Source organism: Segatella maculosa OT 289 (genome assembly GCF_000243015.1).
In the GTDB taxonomy this organism is placed as follows: Bacteria; Bacteroidota; Bacteroidia; order Bacteroidales; family Bacteroidaceae; genus Prevotella; species Prevotella maculosa.
The window spans coordinates 236,503-261,622 of record NZ_JH594503.1; the positions used below are offsets into that span (position 1 = coordinate 236,503).

Sequence of the window (25,120 nt, forward strand, 5' to 3'; positions counted from 1 at the left end):
TGAGGATTAGGGGGTTGAGGGTGAGCCTCACTGATCCGGGTTCGCAACAAAGCCTTGATAGGCCGGTTCAAGTCCGTCCATGACGGCCTGATAGCTGCGTTCCAACTGGTTTTTAATGTTCTCCGGGCCCTGTCCAATGGGCATGATAGGCTCATGAATAGTGAGCTTCAAGGGGTGCCAAAAGACCCAATAGAGGTCCTTGGTGCGTGGTTTTACGTTGAAACTTCCATTGATGGTCAACGGAACGACGGGCAGTTGGAGGTCGTCGGCCAGCATGAATGCACCGCGACGAAACACGCCCATGTGTCCCGTAAACGTGCGGGCTCCTTCGGGAAACACCACGAGTGACATGCCTTCTTGCAGGATATGACGTGCTTCATCATAGGTGGCACGTATCTTAGATGGCCCACTTTTGTCCACAAAAATATGGTGGGCGTATTGGCAAGCCACGCCTACAAGGGGTATTTTCCGCAGCCCTTTCTTCATCATCCACTTGAAATTGCGACCCAAGAAGCCGTAAATGAGGAAGATATCAAAGGCACCTTGATGGTTGGCCACAAAGACATAAGACTGCCGGGGCACCAGATGTTCGCGCCCATCGACGCTGACCGGCAGCAGCAAAAGGCGTATCCAAAGCCACGCCCAGCACTTTCCGGGATAGTAACCCCAGAAATGTCCGTTGCCAACCATGCAGCCAATGACGGTGACAAGCGATGTAATCATGCTCGCCAACAGCAGGATTGGCAGGCAGATAACGAGTTGATAGAGTCGGTAAAGATACTTCATAGGCCGTGAATGCTTTATTTTTTCGTTCGCAAGGTGATGACGGCAATCTCGGGATCTACGCCAATTCGGATCGGAGCAAGGCCGCCGATACCACACGTGACATAGAGGAAACGCCCGTCTTTCTCGTCAAGTCCGTAGTCATCATGATAGCTTATCATCGTCGGACGCAGCCCGAAAAGGTTGATTTGTCCGCCATGTGTGTGACCGCAAAGCGTCAGTTGGGCATGGCTTTTCGGCAAGATGCGGCTCTCCCAAGACTTGGGATCATGTTGCAACAAGACCACAAATGCCTTCCGATCTACGCCTTTCAAGGTCTTTGAAAGGTCAGAATAGTCAGGAAAATGGCCAACTCCGCAGTTTTCCTCACCAGCAATGACAATCGAATCGCGCTTATCCTTGCTGTAAAAAACAGCGTGTTCGTTGAGCAAAAGCCGCCATCCCATTCGGCGTTCCAACGTTTTTATGCCTTCTTCGCACGCCTTTTTTGCCACGCTGTCTCCATAGAAATACTGGCTATAGTCATGGTTTCCAAGAACACTATACATGGGAACTCCCTGCTTGGAAAGGCGGGAAAGCAGTGCCATATTGGGCAGAAGTTCGGCGGGTTGTGTGTTCTGTAGGTCGCCAACAAAGCAAATCATGTCGGGCCGTTGTGCCAAGATTGTATCGATATCTCGCTGTAAAAGGTGCTCCCAACCATTATTAAAGGTGCCCACATGTGCGTCGCTGAAGAGCACGATGCGCAGTCCGTCGAAGGCTTCGGGCAGGTCTTTGAAAGCCAAATCTATTCGGGTGACGCGCAATTTCCGCGGACCTATGAGCACACCATAGACCATCGTGAGACCGCAGATGATGCCTAATGCGAGCCCAAAAAGGTTCCATCGCCTGCCATTGCGCCGAGAACACCGGCAAAGTCGGCCGAATAAGGAGATGATGGCAAAGACTGTCTTGGGCACAACGACGATGCCAAGGAGGATAAGGAAGGCCTTTATCCAGCGGATATCATCTGGAACGAACTTTCCACAACATGCCAATGCCAAGCAAAACAGTAGCATCAATGCGCCCGGAAGCCACCAAAAGAGTCGTTTAACGGGCGTATAACGCGGATGGTTTCGTAGAAAGTACCGCTCGATATAGAAGTCGCTCAGCACAATCATCGGTATCAAAAGAAAGATAATTCTTGCTATCATCGTTTATTTTGGTTTTAAACGCCCTTGAGGAACCGCCGTATCAGTTCGACAGGCAGTCCACGTCGGCGGGCATAGTCATTGATTTGATCGGCCCCGATACGCCCTAATTCAAAATAACAGCTGCCGGGATGGGCCAGCATCAGGCCGCTTACGCTGGCATGGGGCGTCATCATTCCACTCTCGGTGAGGCGTATTCCGATGCCTTTCATATCGATCAATTCATTTAAAATGAAGTTGATACTCGTGTCAGGCAGGGAAGGATAGCCCACAGCAGGACGTATTCCTTGATATTGTTCGTTATGCGTTTGCTCCATTGTCAGGCGTTCATTGGGAGCGTATCCCCAGTAGTTTCGCCTCACTTCTTCATGCATTTTCTCGGCAGTTCCCTCTGCCAAGCGGTCGGCAAGCACCTGTGACAGCATGCGTTGATAGTCATCATGCAGATAAGCTTTCTGCAATTCGGCATCCACCGACGTGGCAAATACGCCCACTTTATCCTTACCTTTACCAACAGGACGTACGAAATCGGCCAAACAGAGATTGGGGTATCCGGGCTTCTTTGGCTTCTGTTGGCGCAACATCGGCAGGCGTTTATCACCCAAGATGAGGTCATCTCCATCGCTGTTCGCATCAAACAGCCCGAAAACAGCATGTGTATGATAACATCCTTCCCAAGTGCGTAACATCTCTTCTGCATCTTTCCGCAACTGCAACTTTGCCGTTTCGGACTTCCCGTTCATGCTCCAAGCGTGGTAAAAATAGAGCCAATTGATATAGGGAACGATGTCTTGAATATCGTAATGCAGTATCATTCTTTCATGATGTATGGAATGTCAGCGGCTCTCCACGGTAGGAAGCATCGAAAAGGCCGCGGTCATAGACGACGTGTCCATTGCATATTGTTGTTTGAACGCGGTTATTAAAGATGCGACCTTCCAGCGGACTCCATTTGCATTTGCTCTCAATCGTGTCGGTTGTCACGGTCCATGGACTCGCAGGACGCACAATGGTGAGGTCTGCCTTATAGCCTTTGCGCAGGAAACCGCGGTCATCAATACGGAAAAGGCGGGCCGGATTGTGACACATTAACTCGACAACTCGCTCGCGAGACAGTATGCCTTGGTCGGCCAATTCAAGCATCGCAACGAGCGAAAACTGCACCATCGGCATGCCCGAAGCAGCCAAACACCCACCTTCCTTGTCTTTAAGTTCGTGAGGTGCATGGTCTGTGCCCACGGTTGTGATGCGTCCATCGGTCAAGGCACGGCGAAGTGCATCGCGATCGGCCTTGGTTTTGACCGCAGGATTACATTTGATGCGTGTGCCTAAAGCCTGATAATCCTCGTCGGAAAAGAGGAGATGGGCCAGCACTACCTCTGCCGTTATGCGGCCATCGAGGCCGAAAAAGGAAAGTTCACGGGCCGTTGTGAGGTGGGCAACATGGAGTCTTGTGCCGTATTTCCGTGCCAGTTCCACCGCGAGAGCCGTGCTCCGATAGCAGGCTTCCTCGCTTCTGATGAGCGGATGTAGGCTGATATCGGGGTCAGCCTGTAGGCTTTTGGCCCGCAACATGTTGGACGTGATGATGTCGGTGTCCTCACAATGGGTCATCAACTGCAGGTCTAAGTCGGCGCACACCTTATATATATATTCCAGACGGTCGCGCTTATCCACCAGCATATTGCCCGTACTGGCACCCATGAAAAGCTTTATTCCCGGAAAAAGTGTACGGTCGAGCGAGGCAAAAGTGTCGGCATTACTGTTCGTGGCCCCGTAGAAAAAGCTGTAGTTCACATGGCTTTTACGACCGGCAATGGCCATCTTCTCCTGCCAAGCCTCGGGAGTGGTGGTCTGAGGCGAGGTGTTCGGCATCTCCATATACGAGGTGACGCCACCGAAAGCAGCCGCGCGACTCTCACTCTCAATGTCGGCTTTGCGCGTCAAACCGGGCTCACGGAAGTGCACATGAGCATCGATGACACCCGGAAAAACAAAACACCCCGAGGCATCTACCGTTTGGTCGTAGACTCCCCGAGGCGTTTCTGCGGTTTCACAAACAGCAGTTATACGGTCTTCTTCAATGACAATGTCGCTCCGAAAGGAGCGACCTTCATTGACGACTGTGCCACCTTGTATGATCGTCTTCATCGTTTTGCAGTTATCGGGCAGCGGGTTGCGCCATCTGTGCAGGTGTCGGAGCCGGACGAACAGGCTGAGAATCCGTTTGTGGAGCATTGTTTTCGGCTGCCGAAGGCTCTACTTCACGCAATCCATTCATGATTTGTTGGTTCTCTTGTGCCTTTTGATAATAGTCCTTTACATAGGGATCGTTCTTGAACTTATCAGTAGCTTTGCTCATAATATCCTCTATCCAAGGCGTCAATTCAGGGTATTGATAACCCACGGTCACCATGAAAAAGATGCCGGGGCCCAGCACATTGTCGAAGTTTTCGGTGACAAACGTGGTGACAAGTTCGTCTTCTTTCTGCGTCAATCGGGCAGCTTCCCTACTCAAGTTGGCGTTCACAATGTCCATATTACGGCCGTTCATAATAGCCTGGTCATGCTTATGAACGAGTTCTGACTCTTGGTTTTTCAATTGATTATACTTGTTGAAAAACACAAAAAGCTTGTCATTCAGCGGAGTTCCGCTGACAGTTTGCTGTGTATTGTCAATCTTTATGGTAATGTTTCCGGCCTCAACTACCAACGGAAGTACGCTTTCTTCGTCCATGAAAATATTGCCCATGCAAACAGAGTCCACCGTTCCTGAGAACTTAAACTGCCCATGAACGACGTCACAAGAGTCGAGTGTCTTGAACTCATTGTTCTTAAGTATCTTCAAATACAGCATTCTTCCATCGAGATTAGACACGTTTGAGGTGCCCACAATGTTGTAAGCATCTGCACAAGATGTCAAGGCTAAAAGCGTCAGAAAGGCGTATAAGACTTTATTCATAACTGTTTTCTTGTTCTGTTAACAAAGATAATAGGAAGTAACGGAGTGCGAAAGAAAATTTATGCTATTTAATTTATCGAGTGTTCCTTTTATGTTTTTTTCGTAATCGGCATTGCGATGGCTCTGTCTGTCATTTATTTTCTTTCTTCAGTTCATGGTCGATGCGATGAACCGCATACACTTCGACGACGACGGCAATCAAAAGAACGACGACCCATTTGTTATATATATAAGTAATGTAGTCAATTTGATTGCCAAATGCAGAGCGCAAGAAACCATATGCGTTATCAACCATCAAAAGACCAGCGAGAACGAACAGCATGTCGGCAAAATTAAGGATATTTCTCAGTCGTTTGAGGGTCAGACTGTTGCCTTCATAGGTCTGCATCATTTGCATCAAAGCAAACAGAATACAGCCTGTCAGTGCTATCCAACAGACGATTTGCATGGCAAACATAAACACATAGCAGCCCACTCCCACTACCATGAGGAGCCCACCACCGATAAAAAGAAGACTTTGTAGACTATTCAGTTGTTTCATTATTCGTCTCAATAGGTTGTTCATCATCGCTCAGCACGTAGATATCCTCGTCATCTGCCTTCATGAAATAACGCTCCCGGGCTATCCTTTCAATGGCTTTTGGGTGACGTTTCAGCTCATCCAATTGGCGAGAATCGGCTTCGTACTGTTCCGTATATCTGTTGATTTCGCGCTTCAGGTCACTGATTCGGAGTTCCAATTGCACACGTTTCAGGAAGCTATTCTCATCGATCAAGCCGACAATGAGCACTCCAATGACAACCACTATAAGATATTTATAGTGGGCAATGAACCCCAAGATACCATTCAAACGGCCTGCCATTATTGTTTATTTGTTTGCAAAGATAATAATTTTTACTATCTTTGCATCATCAATTCAGAAAAAATGGAAGATTATATTGTATCGGCAAGGAAGTATCGCCCTATGACTTTCGACTCCGTTGTGGGCCAACATGCGCTCACAACAACGCTGAAGAATGCGGTGAAAAGCAGGAAACTGGCGCATGCTTACTTGTTCTGTGGCCCGCGAGGTGTAGGGAAAACCACTTGTGCTCGCATCTTTGCGAAGGCCATTAACTGTGAAAATCCAAGCGAAGACGGCGAGGCTTGCAATGCCTGTGAAAGCTGTAAGGCTTTCAATGAGCAGCGTTCTTACAACATATTCGAGCTTGATGCGGCCAGCAACAACTCTGTGGAGAACATCAAATCTCTGATGGAACAGACGCGAATACCGCCGCAAGTGGGTCGCTATAAGGTGTTTATCATCGACGAGGTGCACATGCTTTCGACGGCTGCCTTCAATGCTTTTCTGAAGACTCTTGAGGAACCTCCCGCCCATGTCATCTTCATCTTGGCCACCACAGAGAAGCATAAAATCCTTCCGACCATCCTTTCTCGCTGTCAAATCTACGACTTCGAGCGCATGACGGTGGGCAATACGATTGCGCATTTGAAGACGGTTGCCGACAAAGAAGGCATCACCTATGAGGAAGAAGCACTTGCCGTCATTGCCGAAAAGGCCGATGGTGGCATGCGTGATGCACTTTCCATCTTCGATCAAGCGGCAAGTTTCTGCCAAGGAAACATCACTTATCAAAAGGTAATAGAGGACCTTAATGTGCTGGATGCCGACAATTACTTCCAAATCGTAGACGATGCCCTGCAAAACAAGGTCTCTGACATCATGTTGCTGTTCAACAACGTTCTAAAAAAGGGCTTTGACGGGGGCAATCTGGTCACGGGGCTCGCCGCACACGTTCGAAATGTGCTCATGGCTCGTGACGAACAGACGCTGCCGCTCTTGGAAACGAGCCAACAACAGCGGGAAAAGTATCACGAACAAGCCAAGAAATGCCCCGTGAACTTCCTTTATCAGGCGCTGAAAGTGCTCAACCAATGCGACATCAACTACAAACAGAGCAGCAATAAGCGGCTGTTGGTGGAGCTGACACTTATACAAATGGCGCAAATCACGCAGCCCGAAGACGATACCGGCGCGGGGCGTAGCCCTAAGCGATTGAAATCCCTGTTCAAAAATCTGATGAAATCTCAGCCAACGACAGCAGCTTTGCAGGTGGCTGCGGCTGAGAAACACGCCGTCTCTCCCCGAGAGAGAACGCAACCAAAACCTACCGAAACCGTTGTTCAGGCCTCTTCGCCTGCGGTTTCGGCAACAAACACCCTCGAAAAGGCACCGACAAAGCCCCTCTCCAACGTGAACATCGATACCCTCGGCTTCACTTTCCGTGGGCATCGGGCGCAGGTAAACCGCTCCGAAGAGCCGAAAACGGAGCAATTCGAAGTAGACACGACACAGGAAAGACACTTCACGCAAGACCAACTCGAGACTTCTTGGTTTGCAATGTTGGTCAGAATGCCACAGGAACTTCAGGTTCTGGCAACGCGATTGAAGAACGTAACGCCCCGAATAACCGAGTTTCCAAACATAGAGATTGTGCTTGACAATCAAATCATTCTCACTCAGGTGGCTTCCATTAAGCCGCGCATCAAAGCCACATTGGCTAAAGAACTGAACAACGGCCAAATCAACATCGATTGGCGCGTGGCTCAAGGGGCCGAAGTGAAGAAATTGCTCACCAAGCGTGAAAGTTTCGAAGAAATGAAAAAAGAAAACCCGGCACTCGCCAGGCTGTGTCAGACGCTCAACTTGGATATGTCGTGAAAGCAGCCTGCGCCGTTCAAATCAAAGGCATACCCGAACGGCGACACTCCTTGCGCATTTCTTCGGGCCAGATGCTGGCTTGTATCTCACCGATGTGAGCCTTGTGGAGCATAATCATGCAAAGACGGCTCTGCCCGATGCCTCCCCCGATGCTCAAAGGCAATTCTCCGTTGAGCAGCTTTTGATGGAAATACAACGCCTTTCGGTCTTCTTTTCCCTCTATTTTCAGTTGTCGCAGCAAGGCATCCTTGTCCACCCTGATGCCCATGGAGCTTAATTCTATCGCGCGGTTCAGCACAGGATACCAAACAAGAATGTCGCCGTTAAGCCCCTTCTTGCCGTTTTCTCCCACCGTACTCCAGTCGTCATAGTCGGGAGCCCTGCCATCATGCTTCTTCCCGTCACTTAGTTTCCCGCCGATACCTTCAATGAACACGGCACCTAACTGCTTGCAAATCGCATCTTCACGCTGTTTGGGTTCGAGTTCGGGGTACATCTCCAAGAGGTCTTGACTGTGAACGAAATGAATCTCGCGCGGTAAGAAGGGTTTAATCATCGGATAAGTTTCGCACGTCAGATACTCCGTTCGCAAAATGGCAGCATAGATGCGCCGCACCACGTTCTCAAGGAAGCCAATCGTGCGTTCCTCCTTGCTTACGACAGCCTCCCAGTCCCATTGGTCCACATAAAGCGAGTGAAGATTGTCCAATTCTTCGTCGGCCCGAATGGCATTCATATCCGTATAGACCCCATATCCCGGCTCAACGCCATAATCAGCGAGCGTCAATCGCTTCCATTTGGCCAAAGAATGAACCACTTCGGCCCGCGCATCGTGGAGATCTTTTATCGGGAAACTGACAGGCCGCTCCACCCCATTGAGGTCGTCGTTGATGCCCAGCCCCGTCAGCACAAACAGTGGGGCGGTCACGCGACGCAGACGCAATTCCGTGGCAAGATTCTGCTGAAAAAAGTCTTTAATCAACTTGATTCCCTGTTCGGTCTGCCACATGTCGAGCAGCGCTTTATAGCCTTCGGGCTTTATCAGTTTACTCATTGCAATTCCTTTTCTTACATTTTAGTTCTGCATGCAAAGATAAGCAATAATCGTTAAAATGCAAGCAAACCACCCAGAATAATCTTCATTTTGCCACAAAAACACGACTTTGACTGTCTTTCTGTATTTACCTTATAAACGAAAGGCAACCATCTTCCGGCCGCAACACAGCAAGGCAGGCGGCCCAAAGAAACCGTACAGGGTTGCAAGACTGCCCACATTTTCTTACCTTTGCACGCAATTGACAACAACAACAACAAACATGAACACAAAAACGACTGCACGCACCAAGATTCTTTTCATCTGTCTGGGCAACATCTGCCGTTCGCCGGCCGCCCACGCCGTGTTTCAAAAGGCAATCGACGCACGGGGATTATCCGACCGCTTCGAAGTGGACTCCGCCGGCATAGGAAACTGGCACGAAGGAGAGCTTCCCGACCGCCGAATGCGCGAGCACGGCGCCCGTCGCGGCTATCAAATCGACCATCGCGCACGACAAATCCGGCCTTCAGACTTCAAGCATTTCGACCGCATTGTGGTCATGGACGACGACAATTACCGCATCATCACCGCCAAAGCCGCGCCCGAAGAGGCTCGGAAAGTAGTGCGAATGGCCGACTTCTTCACTGCCCACCCGCACGCAACGAGCGTGCCCGACCCCTATTATGGCGGCGCCGCCGACTTTGAACGGGCGCTCGACCTGATTGAAGACGGCGTGGAAGGACTACTGAACGCATTGGTCGGCCACGCAAAAGGCTGAGAAATGATGATAGAGACGCAAAGGCTGTGCGTCCGTTCAAGATGAAAACGTTTTTAGAATACGGAGGAAAGACATTTTCCTCCGTATCTTTTATTTTTTCCGTCCGTATCTTTTTGAATTATCTCCGTGGAGATAAATTCTTATCTCCGTGGAGAAAAATATTTATCTCCATGGAGATAAGTTCGTTTCTCCATGGAGATAATTCAAAAAGATACGGATGGAAATCACGGAACATACGGAAGGAAAAATGTTTCCCTCCGGTTGTAAATCATAAGATATACGGTTATAAATCACAAGATATACGGTTGTAAATCATAAGATATACGGTTGGGAGTCACAAGACATGCGGAGGAAAAAGCATTTCTCTACGGTTATGCGTTATAAAAGATGCGGTAGGAAAATATTTTCACCTTATTATATAAGGGGACGGAAAAGGAAAAAGGGAAAGGGTGGCTGAAATAAATAGACGTTTTCTTTGCGTGTTACGTTTGTTTAGCTTACCTTTGCAGCGTTAATCATGCTGCACGTATTGATGAGTAGTGACAAATTCGAATTATTAAACCAAATCAAATACCCTGCCGACCTGCGGCGGCTCGACCTCGAGCGGTTGCCCGAAGTGTGCAAGGAGCTGCGCGGAAAGATTATCGACGAAGTGGCGGTGAACCCGGGGCACTTCGCGTCTTCGTTGGGTGCCGTGGAGATTACGGTGGCCCTGCATTACGTTTTCGACACGCCGGAGGACCGTATCGTGTGGGACGTGGGGCATCAGGCCTACGGGCACAAGATACTGACGGGGCGGCGCGACCGGTTCTGCACGAACCGGAAGCTGCATGGCATCTGTCCGTTTCCAAGTCCGGCCGAAAGCGAATACGACACGTTCGCCTGCGGGCATGCCAGCAATTCGATTTCGGCGGCCTTGGGCATGGCTGTGGCGGCGAATGGCAGCGGAAGGCATGTCGTGGCGGTCATCGGCGATGGTGCGATGAGCGGCGGACTGGCTTTCGAGGGGCTCAACAACGTGTCGAGCACGCCCAACGACCTGCTGATTATTCTCAACGACAACGATATGTCGATTGACCGTGCGGTGGGCGGCATGGAGAAGTATCTGTTGAACCTCGATACCAACGAGACCTACAACAGGCTGCGCTTCAAGGCCAGTCGGTGGCTCCACAGCAAAGGCTACCTGAACGAGGAGCGCAAGAAGGGCATCCTGCGCCTGAATAATGCGCTGAAGAGTGCGCTGAGCCATCAACAGAATATCTTTGAGGGAATGAACATTCGCTATTTCGGTCCGTTCGACGGGCACGACGTGAAAGAGGTGGTGCGCGTGCTGCGCCAGCTCAAGGATATGCGCGGGCCGAAGCTGCTTCATCTGCACACTACGAAAGGAAAAGGCTACGAACCGGCCGAGAAAAGTGCCACGATATGGCATGCGCCGGGCAAGTTCGACCCCGAGACGGGCGAGCGCATCGTGCAAGATTGCAGCAATATGCCGCCCAAATATCAGGACGTGTTCGGGGAGACGCTGCTCGAGCTGGCCGGGCAGAACAAACGTATCGTGGGCGTGACGCCGGCCATGCCGACGGGTTGCTCGATGAGCATCATGCAGAAAGCGATGCCCGACCGCGTGTTCGACGTGGGCATCGCCGAAGGGCACGCCGTGACTTTCTCGGGCGGTATGGCAAAAGACGGGTTGCTGCCTTTCTGCAACATCTACAGCGCCTTCAGTCAGCGGGCCTACGACAACATCATTCACGACCTTGCGCTGCTGAACCTGAACGTGGTGCTTTGCCTCGACCGCGCAGGACTTGTGGGAGAAGACGGGCCGACGCATCACGGTGCTTTCGACATGGCGGCCCTGCGCCCCATTCCCAACCTGACGATAGCCGCGCCGATGGACGAGCACGAACTGCGTCGGCTGATGTACACGGCTCAGCAGCCCGGCCGAGGTACGTTCGTCATTCGCTATCCGCGTGGAAGAGGCGTAAGGAAAGACTGGCAATGCCCGTTGGAAGCGGTCGAGGTGGGCACGGGTCGCAAACTGCGCGACGGCAAGCAGACGGCCGTTATCAGCATCGGGCCGATCGGGAACGACGTCGAGCTTGCCATAACGAAGTCGGAGGAAGAAGTCGCCCACTATGACCTGCGCTTCTTGAAGCCGCTCGACGAGGAATTGCTCCACGAAGTAGGCAAACGTTTCAAGCATATTATCACCATCGAAGACGGCACGCGCAACGGCGGAATGGGCTCGGCCGTGCTCGAATGGTTGAGCGACCACGGCTACACGCCCACCGTGAAGCGCATGGGAATGCCCGACGAATTCGTCGAGCACGGAACCGTAGCCGAACTGAAACGCATCTGTAACATGGACATCGACAGCATCGTTGCTGCCATTAAGGAGACGAAGAAATGAAAATCATTATTGCCGGTGCATATACCATAGGAACGTATCTTGCCAAACTGCTCTCAAGAGACAATCAAGACATTATCTTGATGGACGAAAGTCAGGAGAAGCTGGACAAGCTCGGCTCCGACTTCGACTTGATGACGATGAATGCCTCGTGCACCAGTATCAAGGTGTTGAAGGAAGCCGGCATCGCGTCGGCCGACCTTTTTATCGCTGTCACCCCCGACGAGAACAAGAACATGATGGGCTGCATGCTTGCCAAGGCATTGGGAGCCAAGAAGACGGTGGCCAAGGTGGATAACTACGAATACGTGGCGCCCGGTTCCGCGGACATCTTTGAGGATTTGGGCATCAGCTCCGTCATCTATCCGGAGCTGTTGGCCGCTACAGACATCAACAACGGGCTGAAGATGAGTTGGGTTCGCCAGCGTTGGGACGTGCACGACGGTGCCTTGGTGATGCTGGGCATCAAGCTCCGAGAGACATGTACGATACTTGACAAACCGCTGAAAGATATCAGCGGACCCGAAGACCCCTATCACGTCGTGGCTATCAAGCGCGACGGAGACACTATCATTCCGGGTGGAAACGATGTGCTGAAACGTTACGACATGGCCTACTTTATGACAACGCGACAGTATATCCCTTTCATTCGCAAAATCGTGGGCAAGGAACACTACGTCGACGTGAAGCACGTGATGGTGATGGGCGGCGGACGCACTGCCGTCAGGGCCGTCAAGACGATGCCCGAATACATGGACGTGAAAATCATCGAGGCCGACGAACGCCGTTGCGACCGCCTCAATGAACTGCTCGACGACCGTGCATTGATTATTCACGGCGACGGGCGCGACGTCGCACTGCTGCAGGAAGAGGGAATCCGCAACACGCAGGCTTTCGTGGCCCTTACAGGGAACGCCGAGACCAATATCCTTGCCTGTCTCACGGCCAAGCGTATGGGCGTCAGGAAGACCGTGGCCATGGTCGAGAACGTAGACTACGTGAACATGGCCGAAAGCTTGGACATCGGTACCATCATCAATAAGAAAGCCATTTCGGCCGGGCACATCTACCAGATGATGCTCGACGCCAACGTGCACAACGTGCGCTTCTTGATGAACGCCAACGCCGATGTGGCCGAGTTTATCCCGCAAGAAGGCTCGCGTATCACGCTCAAAGCCGTCAAAGACATGAGACTGCCCTACGGAATGACCATCGGCGGACTCGTTCGCAACGGCGAAGGCTACCTTGTATCGGGCAACACACGCATTAACGCCGGCGACTCGGTGATGGTGTTCTGCCACAACGTCAACATGAAGGCAATAGAAAAAATCTTCAACAAATGATCAACCGCAACATCATATTCAAGATTATCGGCTCATTGCTCTTCATCGAAGCTGCGTTGCTGTTGAGTTGCTTAGGCATGGCCATCGGCTATCAGGAAGACGACGTCCCGGCTTTCATCATTACCATTATCCTGACCTTACTATCGGGCATCGTGCTCCGCTTTCTCGGTCGAAACGCCGACAACTACATGAGCCGACGCGACGCCTACCTCGTCGTGACGCTCTCGTGGGTCATCTTCAGCCTCTTCGGTACGCTTCCCTTCATCATCAGTGGCTACATACCCGCTTTCACCGACGCCTACTTCGAGACCATGTCGGGCTTCACCACCACCGGTGCCACCATCATTGACGACGTAGACAAGCTGACCCACGGCCTGCTCTTCTGGCGCAGCATGACGCAGTGGATAGGCGGCTTGGGCATCGTCTTCTTCACCACGGCCATTCTTCCCTCCTTCGTCGGCGGTTCCGTCAAAGTGTTCGCAGCCGAAGCCACAGGACCCGTCAGCACCCGACTCCACCCGCGCCTCAGCACCGGCGCCAAGTGGATATGGATGGTCTACCTCGTGCTCACCGTCGGCTGCACGCTCAGCTTCATGGCCTGCGGCATGGGCTGGTTCGACAGCATCAACTACTCCATGGGCAGCACGGCCACGGGCGGTTTCTCCACCCACACCGACAGCGCCGAGTTCTTCCGCTCGCCCGCCATCGAATACATCGCCACCTTCTTCTGCTTCCTCTCGGGCGTGAACTTCACGCTACTCTACACGACGGCCACCCACCGCTCGCTGAAACTCATGTATAAAAGCGAAGAGTTCCGCTTCTACGCCCTCGTCGTTCTCGGCTTTACGATCTTCATCATGGCCGAACTGATGATACACAACGGCTACGCCATAGAAAAAGCCTTCCGCTGCGGCATCTTCCAAGTGGTTTCGTTCATCACGACGACGGGTCTCTTCAATGATGACGCCGCCACATGGCCCCACGTCACATGGGTGGTCCTTGCCACCTGCATGTTCCTCGGTGCCTGCTCGGGCAGCACGAGCGGCGGCTTCAAGAGCATCCGCATCGTCGTCCTGCTCAAGATTATCCGCAACGAGTTCCGACAAATCCTTCATCCCAACGCCGTCCTACCCGTTCATGTCGACGGCAACAATATTTCCGTGCAGCACCGCGTCACGCTGCTTTCCTTTCTCTCCGTCTACCTCGTGCTCTGCCTCGTGGCCTCGTTCATCATCATCGCCGCGGGCATTGACAACACCAACGCCATCACCATCGTCCTGAGTTCCATCGGCAACGTCGGCCCGTCGCTCGGCCTCGAAATCGGTCCCACAATGAGCTGGTCGATGCTTCCATCGGGCATCAAATGGCTTTGCTCGACGCTGATGCTCGTCGGTCGTCTCGAAATCTTCACCATTCTCGTCATCTTTACCCCCGCCTTTTGGAAGGATAATTGAAGGCGCGTCATCATTATTCTACATCGATATTGACCTTCGCCCCCGGGCGCAATTCTCAAATCGAAGGAAATGTTGCTTGCGCCCCGGGGCGCAAATCCTAAACGTAAACATATATTAACTTCGCCCTAGGGCGAAAGTTCCAAATGTGAACGTGTATTAACGTCGCCCCGGGGCGAAAGCTTCAAACATAAACATATGTTAACGTCGCCCTAGGGCGCAAGCCCAAACGTAAACAGATATTAACTTCGCCCTAGGGCGAAAGTTCCAAATGTAAACATGTCTTAACATCGCCCCGGGGCGAAAGCTTCAAACGCAAATAGGTGTTAACGTCGCCCTGGGGCGGAAGCCTCAAATCAATCGGAAAATGAATTGCCCACGCAGCGCAAGACCTATGACGGATTGGGAACAAAAAACCGCTTCTATTTTCTTGTGTTTTTATTCCTGCTTTTACGTACTTTTTTGTAGCTTTGCAATCCGGCAGAACAAACGAAACAGAAGAAATGGAAAACGCTTATAGCAAACAGTTCCCCACGCTGATGCGGGGAAAGAAAATCATGTACGTGCACGGTTTCTTGTCCTCGGCGCAGAGCGGAACGGTGAAAATGCTGCAAGAGCTCATACCCGGAGCCACCATTGTAGCCGAAGACATACCCCTATGCCCTCAAGATGCCATGCCTTTATTGCGCAATATGGTCGACGAAGAGCGCCCCGACCTCATCATCGGAACGTCGATGGGCGGCATGTACACGGAGATGTTGCGGGGCACGGACCGCATTCTTGTCAATCCGGCCTTTGAGATGGGCGACACCATGAGCAGCATGATGGGGCGTCAAGTGTTTCAAAATCCGCGCAAGGATGGCGTGCAGGAGGTGATTGTCACCAAGGGACTCGTCAAGGAATACAGGGACATCACGGCGCAGTGTTTTGCAAATATCGATGCCGAAGAGCGCAAACGCGTCTACGGTCTCTTTGGGGATAACGATCCGGTTGTGCACACTTTCGACCTGTTCAAGGCGCATTACCCCAATGCTATCCGTTTTCATGGTGAGCATCGGCTTATAGACAAGGTGGCATTCCACTATCTCGTGCCCGTCATTCGCTGGATAGACGACCGGCAGAACGGCACGGAACGTCCCATCATCTATCTGCATTATGATGCCCTGCACGACCATTTCAGCAAGCCATTAAGCAGCATGCACAAAGCCTATGAACTGCTGTTGGAGCACTATCAGGTGTATGTCGTGGCTCCGGTGCCCACAAACAATCATGCTTACACGGACGAAGTGCAGCGTTGGGTGGAGGAATATCTCTCGGCACCGGCCTACGATCGTGTGGTGTTCACCAATCAAAAGAACCTCCTCTATGGTGATTATTTCATCGACCCGCAGCCTGATCCCAACTTCATGGGCACGACCATCGCCTTCGGTAGCGATGCGTTCAAGACGTGGGAAGAGGTGATTACGTTCTTTGAAAGGCTGGGTGGGCAATGAATAAGGGCCTCCCCCGCCCCCTCCAAAGGGAAGGGTGACAAGTAACATTTGGCGTATGACGCCACTTTTCAGCCCATCATTCTTGCTTTTGCCACATTTTATGCGTATTTTTGTCGCAGAATATGCGACGATATAAGGCAAATAACACCGCATGTTTTACGACGTTTTCTCAATCAAAGATTATTCCAAGCACAACAATGGCTAACGAAATCGTATATGGATTCGCCGAAACACCGTTCGGAACCATCATCGTTGCCCGAACGATCGACGGCATTTGCGACCTCCAGTTCTTGGGTTGGAACCGCATGGAAGTGATACATGAACTGGCAAGACACTGGGGAACGTACACCCCGACGACCCAAAACGACCGCATGGCCGACACGGTGAAGCGCGTTATCTTTGATGGTTACGACCATCATCTGGCGCTCGACCTGCGCGGAACCGACTTCCAAAAGAAGGTGTGGCGCACGCTTTTAAAGACCAAAAAGGGCGAAACCATCTCCTATCAGCAGTTGGCCGAGCGCGTAGGACAGCCCAAAGCGGTGCGCGCTGTGGCCTCTGCCGTGGCCGAAAATCGCATCGCCTTGCTCGTGCCCTGCCACAGGATTATCCACAAAGACGGCACGACGGGTGAGTATCATTGGGGACGTGAACTGAAGAAACAACTCATCGCGTGGGAAAAAACGACAACGGAAAATGTCTGATTTCATAGCGAGCGACGAACTTTTCCGCCGCATCGAGGCCGCCATTTCAGCCGAAACGAGCGTTGTCAACAAGCTGTTGCACGAGACATTGGTGCTTGCATGCAGCGAAGGACTGGCAGGAAGTAACCTTGCCTTCGGCAACTTGTTTGCCCAAGTGGACTTCCTTTGCAAGAAACATCGTGTTTCCGTGGGCGATACGGTAGCCATTCAGCGCATGAGAAGGGCCAGCAACAGGTCGGAAAGTCTGTCGCATGAGGAACTGATGTATGCCTGTCGGGCCCTCGCCGTGTTCGTTTCTGCGGTCTTTGATGCCGACATTCCGACCTTTCTGGTGGGCAAACTGCCCGTAGAAGACAAGCCGCAGGACTATAACCGCATTGATTATCGCTGCATTCGCGGCCTTGTCAACGAGGTCACCGACGACAGTTTCACCGTCAATATCGACCAAGATACCACCGAAAAGCAGCTCACCATTCGGCTGAAACCCCATCAATCATATCTCAAAACCCTGCTTCATGCCGGTGCACAAGTAAACCTTATCGACGTCGATTCAGCCCAAGAAGCCTCCTTAATTGTCTATGAACCCGACTTTCTTCTCGACATCAGCAGCATCGCCCGCTGCTTTACAGACTACGGACATCACCCGCTTTCCTACCTCGTCAACGCCATGTTGCCGCCCGCAAACAGTCAGGCTATCCTCTTGGGTAACTTTGCCGGCACCGCACTCGACGACATCATCAACGGCAACGGACGCTATCTTTGGCAGGAAACTTTTAAGAAGAACTTCAAAGACAAGGCGTTGGAATACTGCACTTGCGACGACCTTAACCGCAAAGAAGACTTCCGCGCGGCCGCACTCCGGCAGACCCAAAACATTCAGGACATTGTAACCGAACTCTTTGGCGACCTCCACAGCGACCCCCAAAAGCCGCATAAAGCCGGCAGTTTCAGTCGGGAAAAAGCCGTCCTTGAGCCATCTTTCGTCTGCGAACAGCTGGGATTGCAAGGCCGTGTCGACCTAATGACCACCGATTTCAAGCTACTTGTGGAGCAAAAAGCAGGCAGTAACTACAACATTCAAAGCCAAAAACCGAACAAATATGGCAGCTTTCAGAAGGAAGAACACTATGTCCAACTGTTGCTATATTACGGAGTTCTGCGTCAAAACTTCCGCATTTCGAGTCACAATATCGACATGCGACTGCTCTATTCCAAGTACCCTTTGCCGGGTGGATTGGTCGTTGTGAACTTCTATCAAAAGCTCTTTCGCGAGGCAATCCGGCTGCGCAACCGTATCGTTGCCAATGAATTCGGCTTCGCACTCAATGGTTTTGAGGGCACAACGGAGGCGCTTTCGGCCGACATTCTCAACGAACGTCACCTCGCAACGCCATTCTTTTTCAACTACATTCAGCCCCGTCTCGACAGTGTCATTGAGCCGCTTCACCGGCTCACGCCACTCGAAAAGGCCTACTACGAACGCATGATGGCCTTCGTTTTCCGCGAACAATTGGCTGCAAAAACAGGGGCGCAAGAGGGCTTGGGCAACAGTATGGCCGACCTATGGAACATGCCTTTGGCCGTCAAAAAAGAGACGGGAAACATCTATACCGGCCTCACCATTGCCCGAAAAGCAAAGAGCAAGCAACTCAACGGCTATGATGTCATCACGCTCGATGTGCCCAATCAGGGCGAAGACTTCCTGCCCAACTTCCGCTTGGGCGACATGGTTTACCTCTATTCCTATAGCCCTTCGGAAGAACCCGACGTCAGAAAGGCGCTCCTTTTCAAGGGAAACCTCATCGAAATCCACACAGATAGCGTCACCATCAAGACCGTAAACCCCATTCCGAAGGCTGGAAACGTGTGGGCCATCGAGCACAGTGGCAGCGACATTGCCGCCACTTCGGCCATTCGTTCGCTGCATCAATTCGTCTCATCGGCCCCAAGTTGCCGGCAATTATTGCTGGCCCAGCGTGCCCCGGAGCTTGATGCTGCCGTGCAACTCACAAGAAGCTATCACCCTACTTACGACCCTTTGCTGCTGAAAGCCTTTCAGGCAAAAGACTATTTCCTGCTCGTGGGGCCTCCGGGAACGGGCAAAACGAGCATGGCCCTTCAGTTCATGGTGCGTGAAGCACTGGCAAAAAGGCAGTCAATCCTGCTGATGAGCTACACCAACCGCGCCGTAGATGAAATCTGCGGCATGCTTTCCGACAACGCTATCGACTACATTCGCATCGGCAATCCCTACAGTTGTGACAAGCGATATCGCTCACATCTGCTCACGGAATACATCGAACAGCACCCCCATCTGAACCACATTCGCCTGCAATTGCAGTCATCTCAGGTCATTGTCGGCACCACCAGCACGCTCCAAAGCAAGACTTATCTCTTCGAACTCAAGTCATTCTCGATGGCCATCATCGACGAAGCGAGTCAGATTTTGGAGCCTCATCTCGTGGGATTGCTGTCACGTTTGCCGAAATTCGTCCTCATCGGAGACCACAAACAACTGCCCGCAGTGGTGCAACAAGAGCCAAACGTGTCGGCCGTTCACGACAAACAACTCAACAATATCGGCCTGACTAACTGCCGAAACTCGCTTTTCGAGCGCCTCATTCATGTGGAAGAAGCCGCCGAAAGGAGCCACTTCGTAGGCGTATTGCAGTCACAAGGGCGTATGCATCCGGCCATTGCTGCCTTCCCAAACCGCATGTTTTACTTCAAAGAACGGCTGAAACCGGTTCCCCTTCCCCATCAGTTAGAGGAGCAACTCGACTACACCTTGCCTTCCATTGATGCCCTCGACGACGCGCTGAAAAGCCACCGTGTGCTCTTCATTCCGTCGGAATTCAGTGGCAATCCGCAGGTTTCCGACAAGGTAAATCCCCACGAAGCACGACTTGTGGCCCGCCTTTTGGGTCGCATTCACCGCTTCTATGCCGAGCGGTTTGATGCCGACAAGACCGTCGGAGTCATCGTTCCCTATCGCAATCAGATTGCCATGATACGCAAAGAGATAGAGAAAATGGGAATAAAAGCCCTCGAACAAATCAGCATCGACACCGTGGAACGCTATCAAGGCAGCCAGCGCGACGTGATAATCTATTCGTTTACGGTGCGTCACCGCTATCAACTCGGCTTCCTGACGGCCAACAGTTTCGAGGAAAACGGGCACATTATCGACCGCAAACTCAACGTAGCCATCACACGGGCACGCCGCCAATTGATTCTGACGGGCAATGAAAAGCTCCTCAAACAAGACCGAATTTTCAAGGAACTCATTGAGACCTCGCCCTCAATTGCTCTCCTTAAAGAGGGCAACGGCATGCCTCTCTGTTAACAAAATGATTTTAAAAAGAGACAACAACAAAGGCGTTACACGCGAATATAGGGACGCACGACCCACAATATCAATCATTTTATACATCAACCCGGCCATGACATCAATGTAGGGACGCCCGGTTCGTGCGTCCGCTCAACGCGGAACAATCAACTTGTCCACCCGTTTACTTGTCCACTGTCAACTGAAACGTAGGGCGGACGCACGGCCCGTGCGTCTCTACACCCGTTGAATCGGTTTGCAATCTCAGCTATATTGCACGGTAATCTCAGCCATTTTAGCGGCTAATATGGCTGAGATTGCACCGTAAAATGGCTGAGATTGAAACGCAGAATGTAAGTCGTTGATTTCCAACATGAAAAGCATCGTGTTTTAATCCCCCTAACCGCAAGTGGTATATCGACGAAAATCATAGAATATCCAAGAGAATTTTATAAATCAATAGGGCTTATTTTCGTTTATTTATTCTCTGATATTCTATTATAAACCGCTTGCGGTTAGAAGAAAAAAAAACTTTAATCGGAAGAAAACGCAATACTCTTGACGTTGCTTTCATGCACTTTACTTGGTAACGGCGTTGGCACCAGACGCCAACCTCGCCCTTTTTCACTCTTTTTTTCATCTCTCAAGCGTGGAATTCGATTATTTTATGTAAGTTTGCAGTACTAAAATCGAACAGCAATATGCATGAAAGTGATTCCTTAGTCATCATTCCTACCTACAATGAAAAGGAGAATATAGAGAAGATCATACGTGCCGTTTTCGGCTTGGAAAAGTGTTTTCACGTCCTTGTCATAGACGATGGGAGCCCCGATGGCACTGCTTCTATCGTGCAACGGCTGATGGAAAGCGAGTTTACCGACCGCTTGTTCCTCATCGAACGCAAGGGGAAACTGGGCCTCGGAACGGCATATATCACGGGATTCAAATGGGCTTTAGCCCACGGCTACGACTATGTGACGGAGATGGATGCCGATTTCAGCCACGATCCCAACGACCTTCCGCGCCTTTATGCAGCCACCCGGGAAGGCTACGATGTGGCCATCGGGTCGCGATATGTGTGCGGTGTGAACGTTGTCAACTGGCCGATAGGTCGCGTTCTGATGAGTTATTTCGCGTCAAAGTACGTGCGTTTCGTCACGGGCTTTGCCGTCCACGACACCACGGCGGGCTTTGTTTGCTACAAACGTCGCGTTCTTGAGACGATACCTTTGGACGAAGTGCGCTTCAAAGGCTATGGTTTTCAGATTGAAATGAAGTACACCGCCCACAAGATAGGGTTCAAAATAAAAGAGATTCCCGTGATTTTTGTCAACCGACGTGAGGGTGTCAGCAAGATGAACGGGGGCATTTTCGGCGAGGCTTTCTTTGGTGTGATGCGGTTGAGGCTCGATGGTTGGCTTCGCAAATACCCTAAAATGAAGGCTTAGGTTTGGACATTCGCGAACTACAACAACGTTATGTGAAGGCCCCACAAGCCGCGGCTTTGCTGAAACTCCTGGAGGACGAGAAGGCCGAGAACGTCTTTTTGCAAGGCTTGATGGCCTCGGCTGCGCCCCTATTCTTTGCTGCTGTGGCCGAAAAAACGGCGCGGACGTTCCTCTTTGCCTTGCAGGATGCCGACGAAGCCGGCTATTTTTATCATGATCTGACACAAGTCTTGGGCACGAGAAACGTGTTGTTTTTCCCGTCAAGTTACAAGCGTTCGGTCAGATATGGGCAGCGCGACAGTGCCAATGAGATATTGCGAACAGAGGTATTGGCCCGTATTTCGGCCCGAGAAGCAGGCAGTTCGGCACCTCTTTTCATTGTTTCTCACCCCGAAGCACTGTCAGAATTGGTGGTTTCCAAGCAGCGGTTAGACGCGCAAAGACTGTCTTTGAGGGTCGGAGGGCAGGTAGATATCACCGAAGTGGAGCACACCTTGCGCGGCTATGGCTTTGAGGAAGTGGACTATGTTTACGAGCCCGGGCAGTTTGCCGTGCGTGGAAGCATTCTCGATGTCTATTCTTTCAGTTGCGAATATCCGTTCCGAATCGACTTCTTCGGGCGGGAAATCGACACCATTCGCACCTTTGAAGTGCAGGACCAGCTGTCGAAAGACCGACGGAACGAGGCAGAAATCGTGCCCGAACTGGCCACGTTGACCGCTGAAAAGATTTCTTTTCTGAAGTTTCTGCCTGAAGACAGCGTGCTCGTTGTGAAGGATTTTGCCTACATTCACGATGTAATCGACCGCGTTTACCATGAAGGTTTCGCCAAACAAGCCGTCGCCGAGCGACTCGAAGGGGCCACGGAGATGGAGCAAAAGCAAATTTTAAGCGAGCTGAACAAAGAGGCTTCGCTCCTCACGGCCCACCGTTTTACGGAAGAAGCAGCTTGCTTTCGCCGGGTTGAATTCGGCATGAATGCCGGTAAGACGGCGGCAGATGTAAGAAAAGATACGTCGAAATACAGTGTATTGAAGTTCAACATCACACCCCAACCCTTGTTCCATAAGAACTTCGACCTGCTGGTTGACACCTTTGAAGACTATATGTTGAAGGGCTATCAGCTCTATATTCTGGCCGATAGTGAGCGACAGACGCAACGATTAAAGGACATCTTTGCCGACATGGACAGCCCGAAAGCGCGGTCAATCAGGTTTGAACCCGTCAACAAAACGCTGCATGAAGGCTTTGCAGACGATGATTTAAGGGTGTGTTTCTTCACAGATCATCAGATATTCGACCGCTTCCATAAGTACAATCTCAAGAGCGACGAGGCCAGAGCAGGCAAGATGGCCCTCACGATGAAGGAACTTCAGGAGATGGAACCGGGCGATTTCATCGTCCATGTGGACTATGGTATCGGCAAATTCGGCGGACTTGTGCGCGTTCCGACAGGCAATAGCTATCAGGAAATGATAAGAATTGTCTATCAACACAACGATAAAGTGGACGTTAGTATCCATTCTCTTTACAAGATAAGTAAGTATCGTAGGGCGGATAGTGGGCCTCCGCGTCTCAATATGCTTGGAACCGGAGCGTGGGAACGGCTGAAAGAGAAGACTAAAAAGCACATCAAAGACATTGCCCGCGACCTGATTAAGCTCTATGCACAGCGCCGTCACGAAAAGGGCTACGCATTCAGCGGCGACAGTTTCCTGCAACACGAACTCGAAGCCAGCTTCATTTACGAAGATACGCCCGACCAAAGCAAGGCAACCCAAGCGGTAAAGGCCGATATGGAGAGCCAAAGACCGATGGACCGGCTGGTATGTGGCGACGTAGGGTTCGGCAAAACGGAGGTCGCAGTGCGTGCCGCTTTCAAGGCAACCTGCGACAGTAAGCAGGTAGCCGTACTCGTTCCGACGACCGTTTTGGCCTATCAACACTATCAAACCTTCAAGAATCGACTGCAAGGAATGCCCGTCCGGGTGGACTATCTCTCAAGGGCAAGGTCGGCAAAGCAGACAAAACAGGTGCTGACCGACCTTTCCGAAGGTAAGATAGACATCTTGATTGGCACGCACAAGCTGATAGGAAAGGACGTGAAGTGGCACGATTTGGGTCTCTTGATCATTGACGAAGAACAGAAGTTCGGCGTATCCACCAAGGAGAAACTGCGCCGATTGAAGACCAATGTCGATACGCTTACGATGTCGGCAACGCCGATTCCGCGCACACTTCAGTTCTCTTTGATGGGCGCACGCGACATGAGTATCATTCGAACGCCGCCACCTAACCGCTATCCCATACATACCGAGCTGGCCAATTACAGCCATGAAGTGATTGCAGATGCCATCAATTTCGAGATGAGTCGCAACGGACAAGTTTACTTTGTCCATGACCGTATCAGCGGATTGCAGGAAGTTGCCAACCTCATTCACAAGTATGTGCCTGACTGTCGCATAGCAATTGGGCACGGACAGCTGCCACCCGAGGAGCTTGAACGGGTGCTTATGGGCTTTATGAACTATGATTATGACGTGTTACTTTCGACAACTATCGTTGAAAACGGCATCGATATCAGCAACGCCAACACCATGATTATCAACGATGCTCACCGCTTTGGCCTCAGTGACTTGCATCAAATGCGGGGCCGGGTTGGCCGAAGTAATCGCAAGGCCTTTTGTTATTTGCTCGCACCCCCAAAGAGTTTGCTCACCCCGGAAGCCCGCCGAAGACTCGAAGCCCTTGAGAATTTCTCGGAATTGGGAAGCGGATTCAACCTCGCTATGCAGGACCTTGACATACGAGGTGCAGGGAATTTACTCGGAGCTGAGCAGAGTGGGTTCATGGAAGACCTGGGGTTTGAGACCTATCAGAAGATACTTAGCCAAGCCATTACAGAGCTGAAGAACGACGAGTTCCATGATATTTACGCCGAACAGCTGGCAGATGGCAACGATACAGGCGAAATGTTCGTCGAAGACTGTGCCATTGAGAGCGACCTTGAGATGTATTTGCCCGATAACTACGTGCCCGGAAGCAGCGAACGCATGCTGCTTTACCGCGAACTTGACAGCATCAACGACGACAAAGACCTTGAGGCTTATCGCCAACGCTTGGAAGATCGCTTCGGAAAAGTGCCACATGAAGGACGCGAACTCATGCAAGTCGTGCCGCTTCGCAGGCTGGGTAAGCAGCTCGGATGCGAGAAAATCATGCTCCGACAAGGCAAGATGAACATGCAATTCGTGGCCAATCCCGACAGTCCCTACTATCAAAGCCGCACCTTTTCCACTGTTATTGACTACGTAGGAAGCCACCCCCGGCGGTGCGATTTCAAGCAAGTTGGCACGCGACGGCTGCTAAGTATCGATGCCATTCCCACGGTCGAAGAGGCCGTCGGCGTGCTTCGAGACATGCTTCAAGGGAAGGTTGCAGCGCATTAGCGGGCATTCAGACACATGATTT

Annotated in this window: 18 protein-coding genes; 10 read left to right on the forward strand and 8 right to left on the reverse strand. The window is 51.5% G+C overall.

The annotated features are described in order from the left end of the window. Window positions 1-27: 27 nt before the first annotated feature. The 7 genes from HMPREF9944_RS06940 to HMPREF9944_RS06970 form a co-directional block, all read right to left on the reverse strand. The gene (locus HMPREF9944_RS06940; RefSeq protein WP_008565416.1) at window positions 28-786 is read right to left on the reverse strand and encodes a lysophospholipid acyltransferase family protein; all 759 of its coding nucleotides are present in this window, start codon (window positions 784-786) and stop codon (window positions 28-30) included. Window positions 787-800: 14 nt separating this feature from the next. Next, on the reverse strand, window positions 801-1,976 hold the full coding sequence (locus HMPREF9944_RS06945) for a metallophosphoesterase (protein ID WP_008565417.1): 1,176 nt from the start codon (window positions 1,974-1,976) through the stop codon (window positions 801-803). A gap of 14 nt (window positions 1,977-1,990) precedes the next feature. Further along, window positions 1,991-2,788, reverse strand: coding sequence for a vitamin B12 dependent-methionine synthase activation domain-containing protein (locus HMPREF9944_RS06950; RefSeq protein ID WP_008565418.1), 798 nt, complete (start codon window positions 2,786-2,788; stop codon window positions 1,991-1,993). Between the two features lie 4 nt (window positions 2,789-2,792). Beyond that, window positions 2,793-4,124 (reverse strand): dihydroorotase, encoded by a 1,332-nt coding sequence (locus HMPREF9944_RS06955; RefSeq protein WP_008565419.1) that lies wholly within the window; start codon window positions 4,122-4,124, stop codon window positions 2,793-2,795. Between the two features lie 10 nt (window positions 4,125-4,134). Beyond that, window positions 4,135-4,935 (reverse strand): DUF4369 domain-containing protein, encoded by an 801-nt coding sequence (locus HMPREF9944_RS06960; protein WP_008565420.1) that lies wholly within the window; start codon window positions 4,933-4,935, stop codon window positions 4,135-4,137. A 130-nt stretch (window positions 4,936-5,065) separates the two neighbouring features. Continuing rightward, complete coding sequence (locus tag HMPREF9944_RS06965; RefSeq protein WP_008565421.1) at window positions 5,066-5,476, reverse strand: hypothetical protein; 411 nt, start codon at window positions 5,474-5,476, stop codon at window positions 5,066-5,068. Next, window positions 5,460-5,798 carry an FtsB family cell division protein gene (locus tag HMPREF9944_RS06970; RefSeq protein WP_008565422.1) on the reverse strand — a complete coding sequence of 113 codons (339 nt, stop codon included), beginning with the start codon at window positions 5,796-5,798 and terminating at the stop codon, window positions 5,460-5,462. The genes HMPREF9944_RS06965 and HMPREF9944_RS06970 overlap by 17 nt, the downstream gene beginning before the upstream one ends. 63 nt (window positions 5,799-5,861) lie before the next feature. Between HMPREF9944_RS06970 and HMPREF9944_RS06975 the strand changes: the two genes are divergently transcribed. After that, complete coding sequence (locus tag HMPREF9944_RS06975) at window positions 5,862-7,658, forward strand: DNA polymerase III subunit gamma/tau (protein ID WP_008565424.1); 1,797 nt, start codon at window positions 5,862-5,864, stop codon at window positions 7,656-7,658. Between the two features lie 16 nt (window positions 7,659-7,674). On the opposite strand, the gene asnA is transcribed toward HMPREF9944_RS06975, so the two are convergent. Further along, window positions 7,675-8,712, reverse strand: a complete 1,038-nt coding sequence (gene asnA / locus HMPREF9944_RS06980; RefSeq protein WP_008565426.1) for an aspartate--ammonia ligase — start codon at window positions 8,710-8,712, stop codon at window positions 7,675-7,677. Window positions 8,713-8,974: 262 nt separating this feature from the next. Here asnA and HMPREF9944_RS06985 point away from each other — a divergent pair, with 262 nt between their 5' ends. From HMPREF9944_RS06985 to mfd, 9 genes are all read left to right on the forward strand, one after another. Beyond that, entirely contained in the window at window positions 8,975-9,472 is a 498-nt protein-coding gene (locus tag HMPREF9944_RS06985; RefSeq protein WP_008565427.1) for a low molecular weight protein-tyrosine-phosphatase, read from the forward strand. Between the two features lie 532 nt (window positions 9,473-10,004). After that, window positions 10,005-11,885 carry a 1-deoxy-D-xylulose-5-phosphate synthase gene (gene dxs, locus HMPREF9944_RS06990; protein ID WP_044113489.1) on the forward strand — a complete coding sequence of 627 codons (1,881 nt, stop codon included), beginning with the start codon at window positions 10,005-10,007 and terminating at the stop codon, window positions 11,883-11,885. Beyond that, the gene (gene trkA, locus HMPREF9944_RS06995; RefSeq protein ID WP_008565429.1) at window positions 11,882-13,225 is read left to right on the forward strand and encodes a Trk system potassium transporter TrkA; all 1,344 of its coding nucleotides are present in this window, start codon (window positions 11,882-11,884) and stop codon (window positions 13,223-13,225) included. Before dxs ends, trkA begins: the two co-directional genes overlap by 4 nt. Continuing rightward, entirely contained in the window at window positions 13,222-14,679 is a 1,458-nt protein-coding gene (locus HMPREF9944_RS07000; RefSeq protein ID WP_008565430.1) for a TrkH family potassium uptake protein, read from the forward strand. Before trkA ends, HMPREF9944_RS07000 begins: the two co-directional genes overlap by 4 nt. A 500-nt stretch (window positions 14,680-15,179) precedes the next feature. Then, on the forward strand, window positions 15,180-16,169 hold the full coding sequence (locus tag HMPREF9944_RS07005; RefSeq protein WP_008565431.1) for a YqiA/YcfP family alpha/beta fold hydrolase: 990 nt from the start codon (window positions 15,180-15,182) through the stop codon (window positions 16,167-16,169). A gap of 197 nt (window positions 16,170-16,366) precedes the next feature. Then, window positions 16,367-16,873, forward strand: a complete 507-nt coding sequence (locus HMPREF9944_RS07010) for a methylated-DNA--[protein]-cysteine S-methyltransferase (protein ID WP_008565432.1) — start codon at window positions 16,367-16,369, stop codon at window positions 16,871-16,873. Then, a complete protein-coding gene (locus HMPREF9944_RS07015; RefSeq protein WP_008565433.1) occupies window positions 16,866-20,219 on the forward strand; it encodes a DEAD/DEAH box helicase in 3,354 nt (1,117 codons plus the stop codon). The genes HMPREF9944_RS07010 and HMPREF9944_RS07015 overlap by 8 nt, the downstream gene beginning before the upstream one ends. A gap of 683 nt (window positions 20,220-20,902) precedes the next feature. After that, window positions 20,903-21,649 carry a polyprenol monophosphomannose synthase gene (locus HMPREF9944_RS07020; RefSeq protein WP_008565434.1) on the forward strand — a complete coding sequence of 249 codons (747 nt, stop codon included), beginning with the start codon at window positions 20,903-20,905 and terminating at the stop codon, window positions 21,647-21,649. 2 nt (window positions 21,650-21,651) lie between these two features. Further along, window positions 21,652-25,098: a transcription-repair coupling factor gene (gene mfd / locus HMPREF9944_RS07025; protein WP_008565435.1), complete on the forward strand. Its 3,447-nt coding sequence runs from the start codon at window positions 21,652-21,654 to the stop codon at window positions 25,096-25,098. Window positions 25,099-25,120: the final 22 nt, after the last annotated feature.

What these genes read in the sequence shown, in the direction of transcription:
- dxs (WP_044113489.1), top strand. Translation starts at nt 10,005, where the DNA reads ATGAGTAGTGACAAATTCGAATTATTAAACCAAATCAAATACCCTGCC.
- HMPREF9944_RS06965 (WP_008565421.1), bottom strand. Translation starts at nt 5,476, where the DNA reads ATGAAACAACTGAATAGTCTACAAAGTCTTCTTTTTATCGGTGGTGGG.
- HMPREF9944_RS07010 (WP_008565432.1), top strand. Translation starts at nt 16,367, where the DNA reads ATGGCTAACGAAATCGTATATGGATTCGCCGAAACACCGTTCGGAACC.
- HMPREF9944_RS06950 (WP_008565418.1), bottom strand. Translation starts at nt 2,788, where the DNA reads ATGATACTGCATTACGATATTCAAGACATCGTTCCCTATATCAATTGG.
- asnA (WP_008565426.1), bottom strand. Translation starts at nt 8,712, where the DNA reads ATGAGTAAACTGATAAAGCCCGAAGGCTATAAAGCGCTGCTCGACATG.
- HMPREF9944_RS06985 (WP_008565427.1), top strand. Translation starts at nt 8,975, where the DNA reads ATGAACACAAAAACGACTGCACGCACCAAGATTCTTTTCATCTGTCTG.
- HMPREF9944_RS06970 (WP_008565422.1), bottom strand. Translation starts at nt 5,798, where the DNA reads ATGGCAGGCCGTTTGAATGGTATCTTGGGGTTCATTGCCCACTATAAA.
- HMPREF9944_RS07015 (WP_008565433.1), top strand. Translation starts at nt 16,866, where the DNA reads ATGTCTGATTTCATAGCGAGCGACGAACTTTTCCGCCGCATCGAGGCC.
- HMPREF9944_RS06960 (WP_008565420.1), bottom strand. Translation starts at nt 4,935, where the DNA reads ATGAATAAAGTCTTATACGCCTTTCTGACGCTTTTAGCCTTGACATCT.
- HMPREF9944_RS07000 (WP_008565430.1), top strand. Translation starts at nt 13,222, where the DNA reads ATGATCAACCGCAACATCATATTCAAGATTATCGGCTCATTGCTCTTC.
- HMPREF9944_RS07005 (WP_008565431.1), top strand. Translation starts at nt 15,180, where the DNA reads ATGGAAAACGCTTATAGCAAACAGTTCCCCACGCTGATGCGGGGAAAG.
- trkA (WP_008565429.1), top strand. Translation starts at nt 11,882, where the DNA reads ATGAAAATCATTATTGCCGGTGCATATACCATAGGAACGTATCTTGCC.
- HMPREF9944_RS06940 (WP_008565416.1), bottom strand. Translation starts at nt 786, where the DNA reads ATGAAGTATCTTTACCGACTCTATCAACTCGTTATCTGCCTGCCAATC.
- HMPREF9944_RS06955 (WP_008565419.1), bottom strand. Translation starts at nt 4,124, where the DNA reads ATGAAGACGATCATACAAGGTGGCACAGTCGTCAATGAAGGTCGCTCC.
- HMPREF9944_RS06945 (WP_008565417.1), bottom strand. Translation starts at nt 1,976, where the DNA reads ATGATAGCAAGAATTATCTTTCTTTTGATACCGATGATTGTGCTGAGC.
- HMPREF9944_RS06975 (WP_008565424.1), top strand. Translation starts at nt 5,862, where the DNA reads ATGGAAGATTATATTGTATCGGCAAGGAAGTATCGCCCTATGACTTTC.
- HMPREF9944_RS07020 (WP_008565434.1), top strand. Translation starts at nt 20,903, where the DNA reads ATGCATGAAAGTGATTCCTTAGTCATCATTCCTACCTACAATGAAAAG.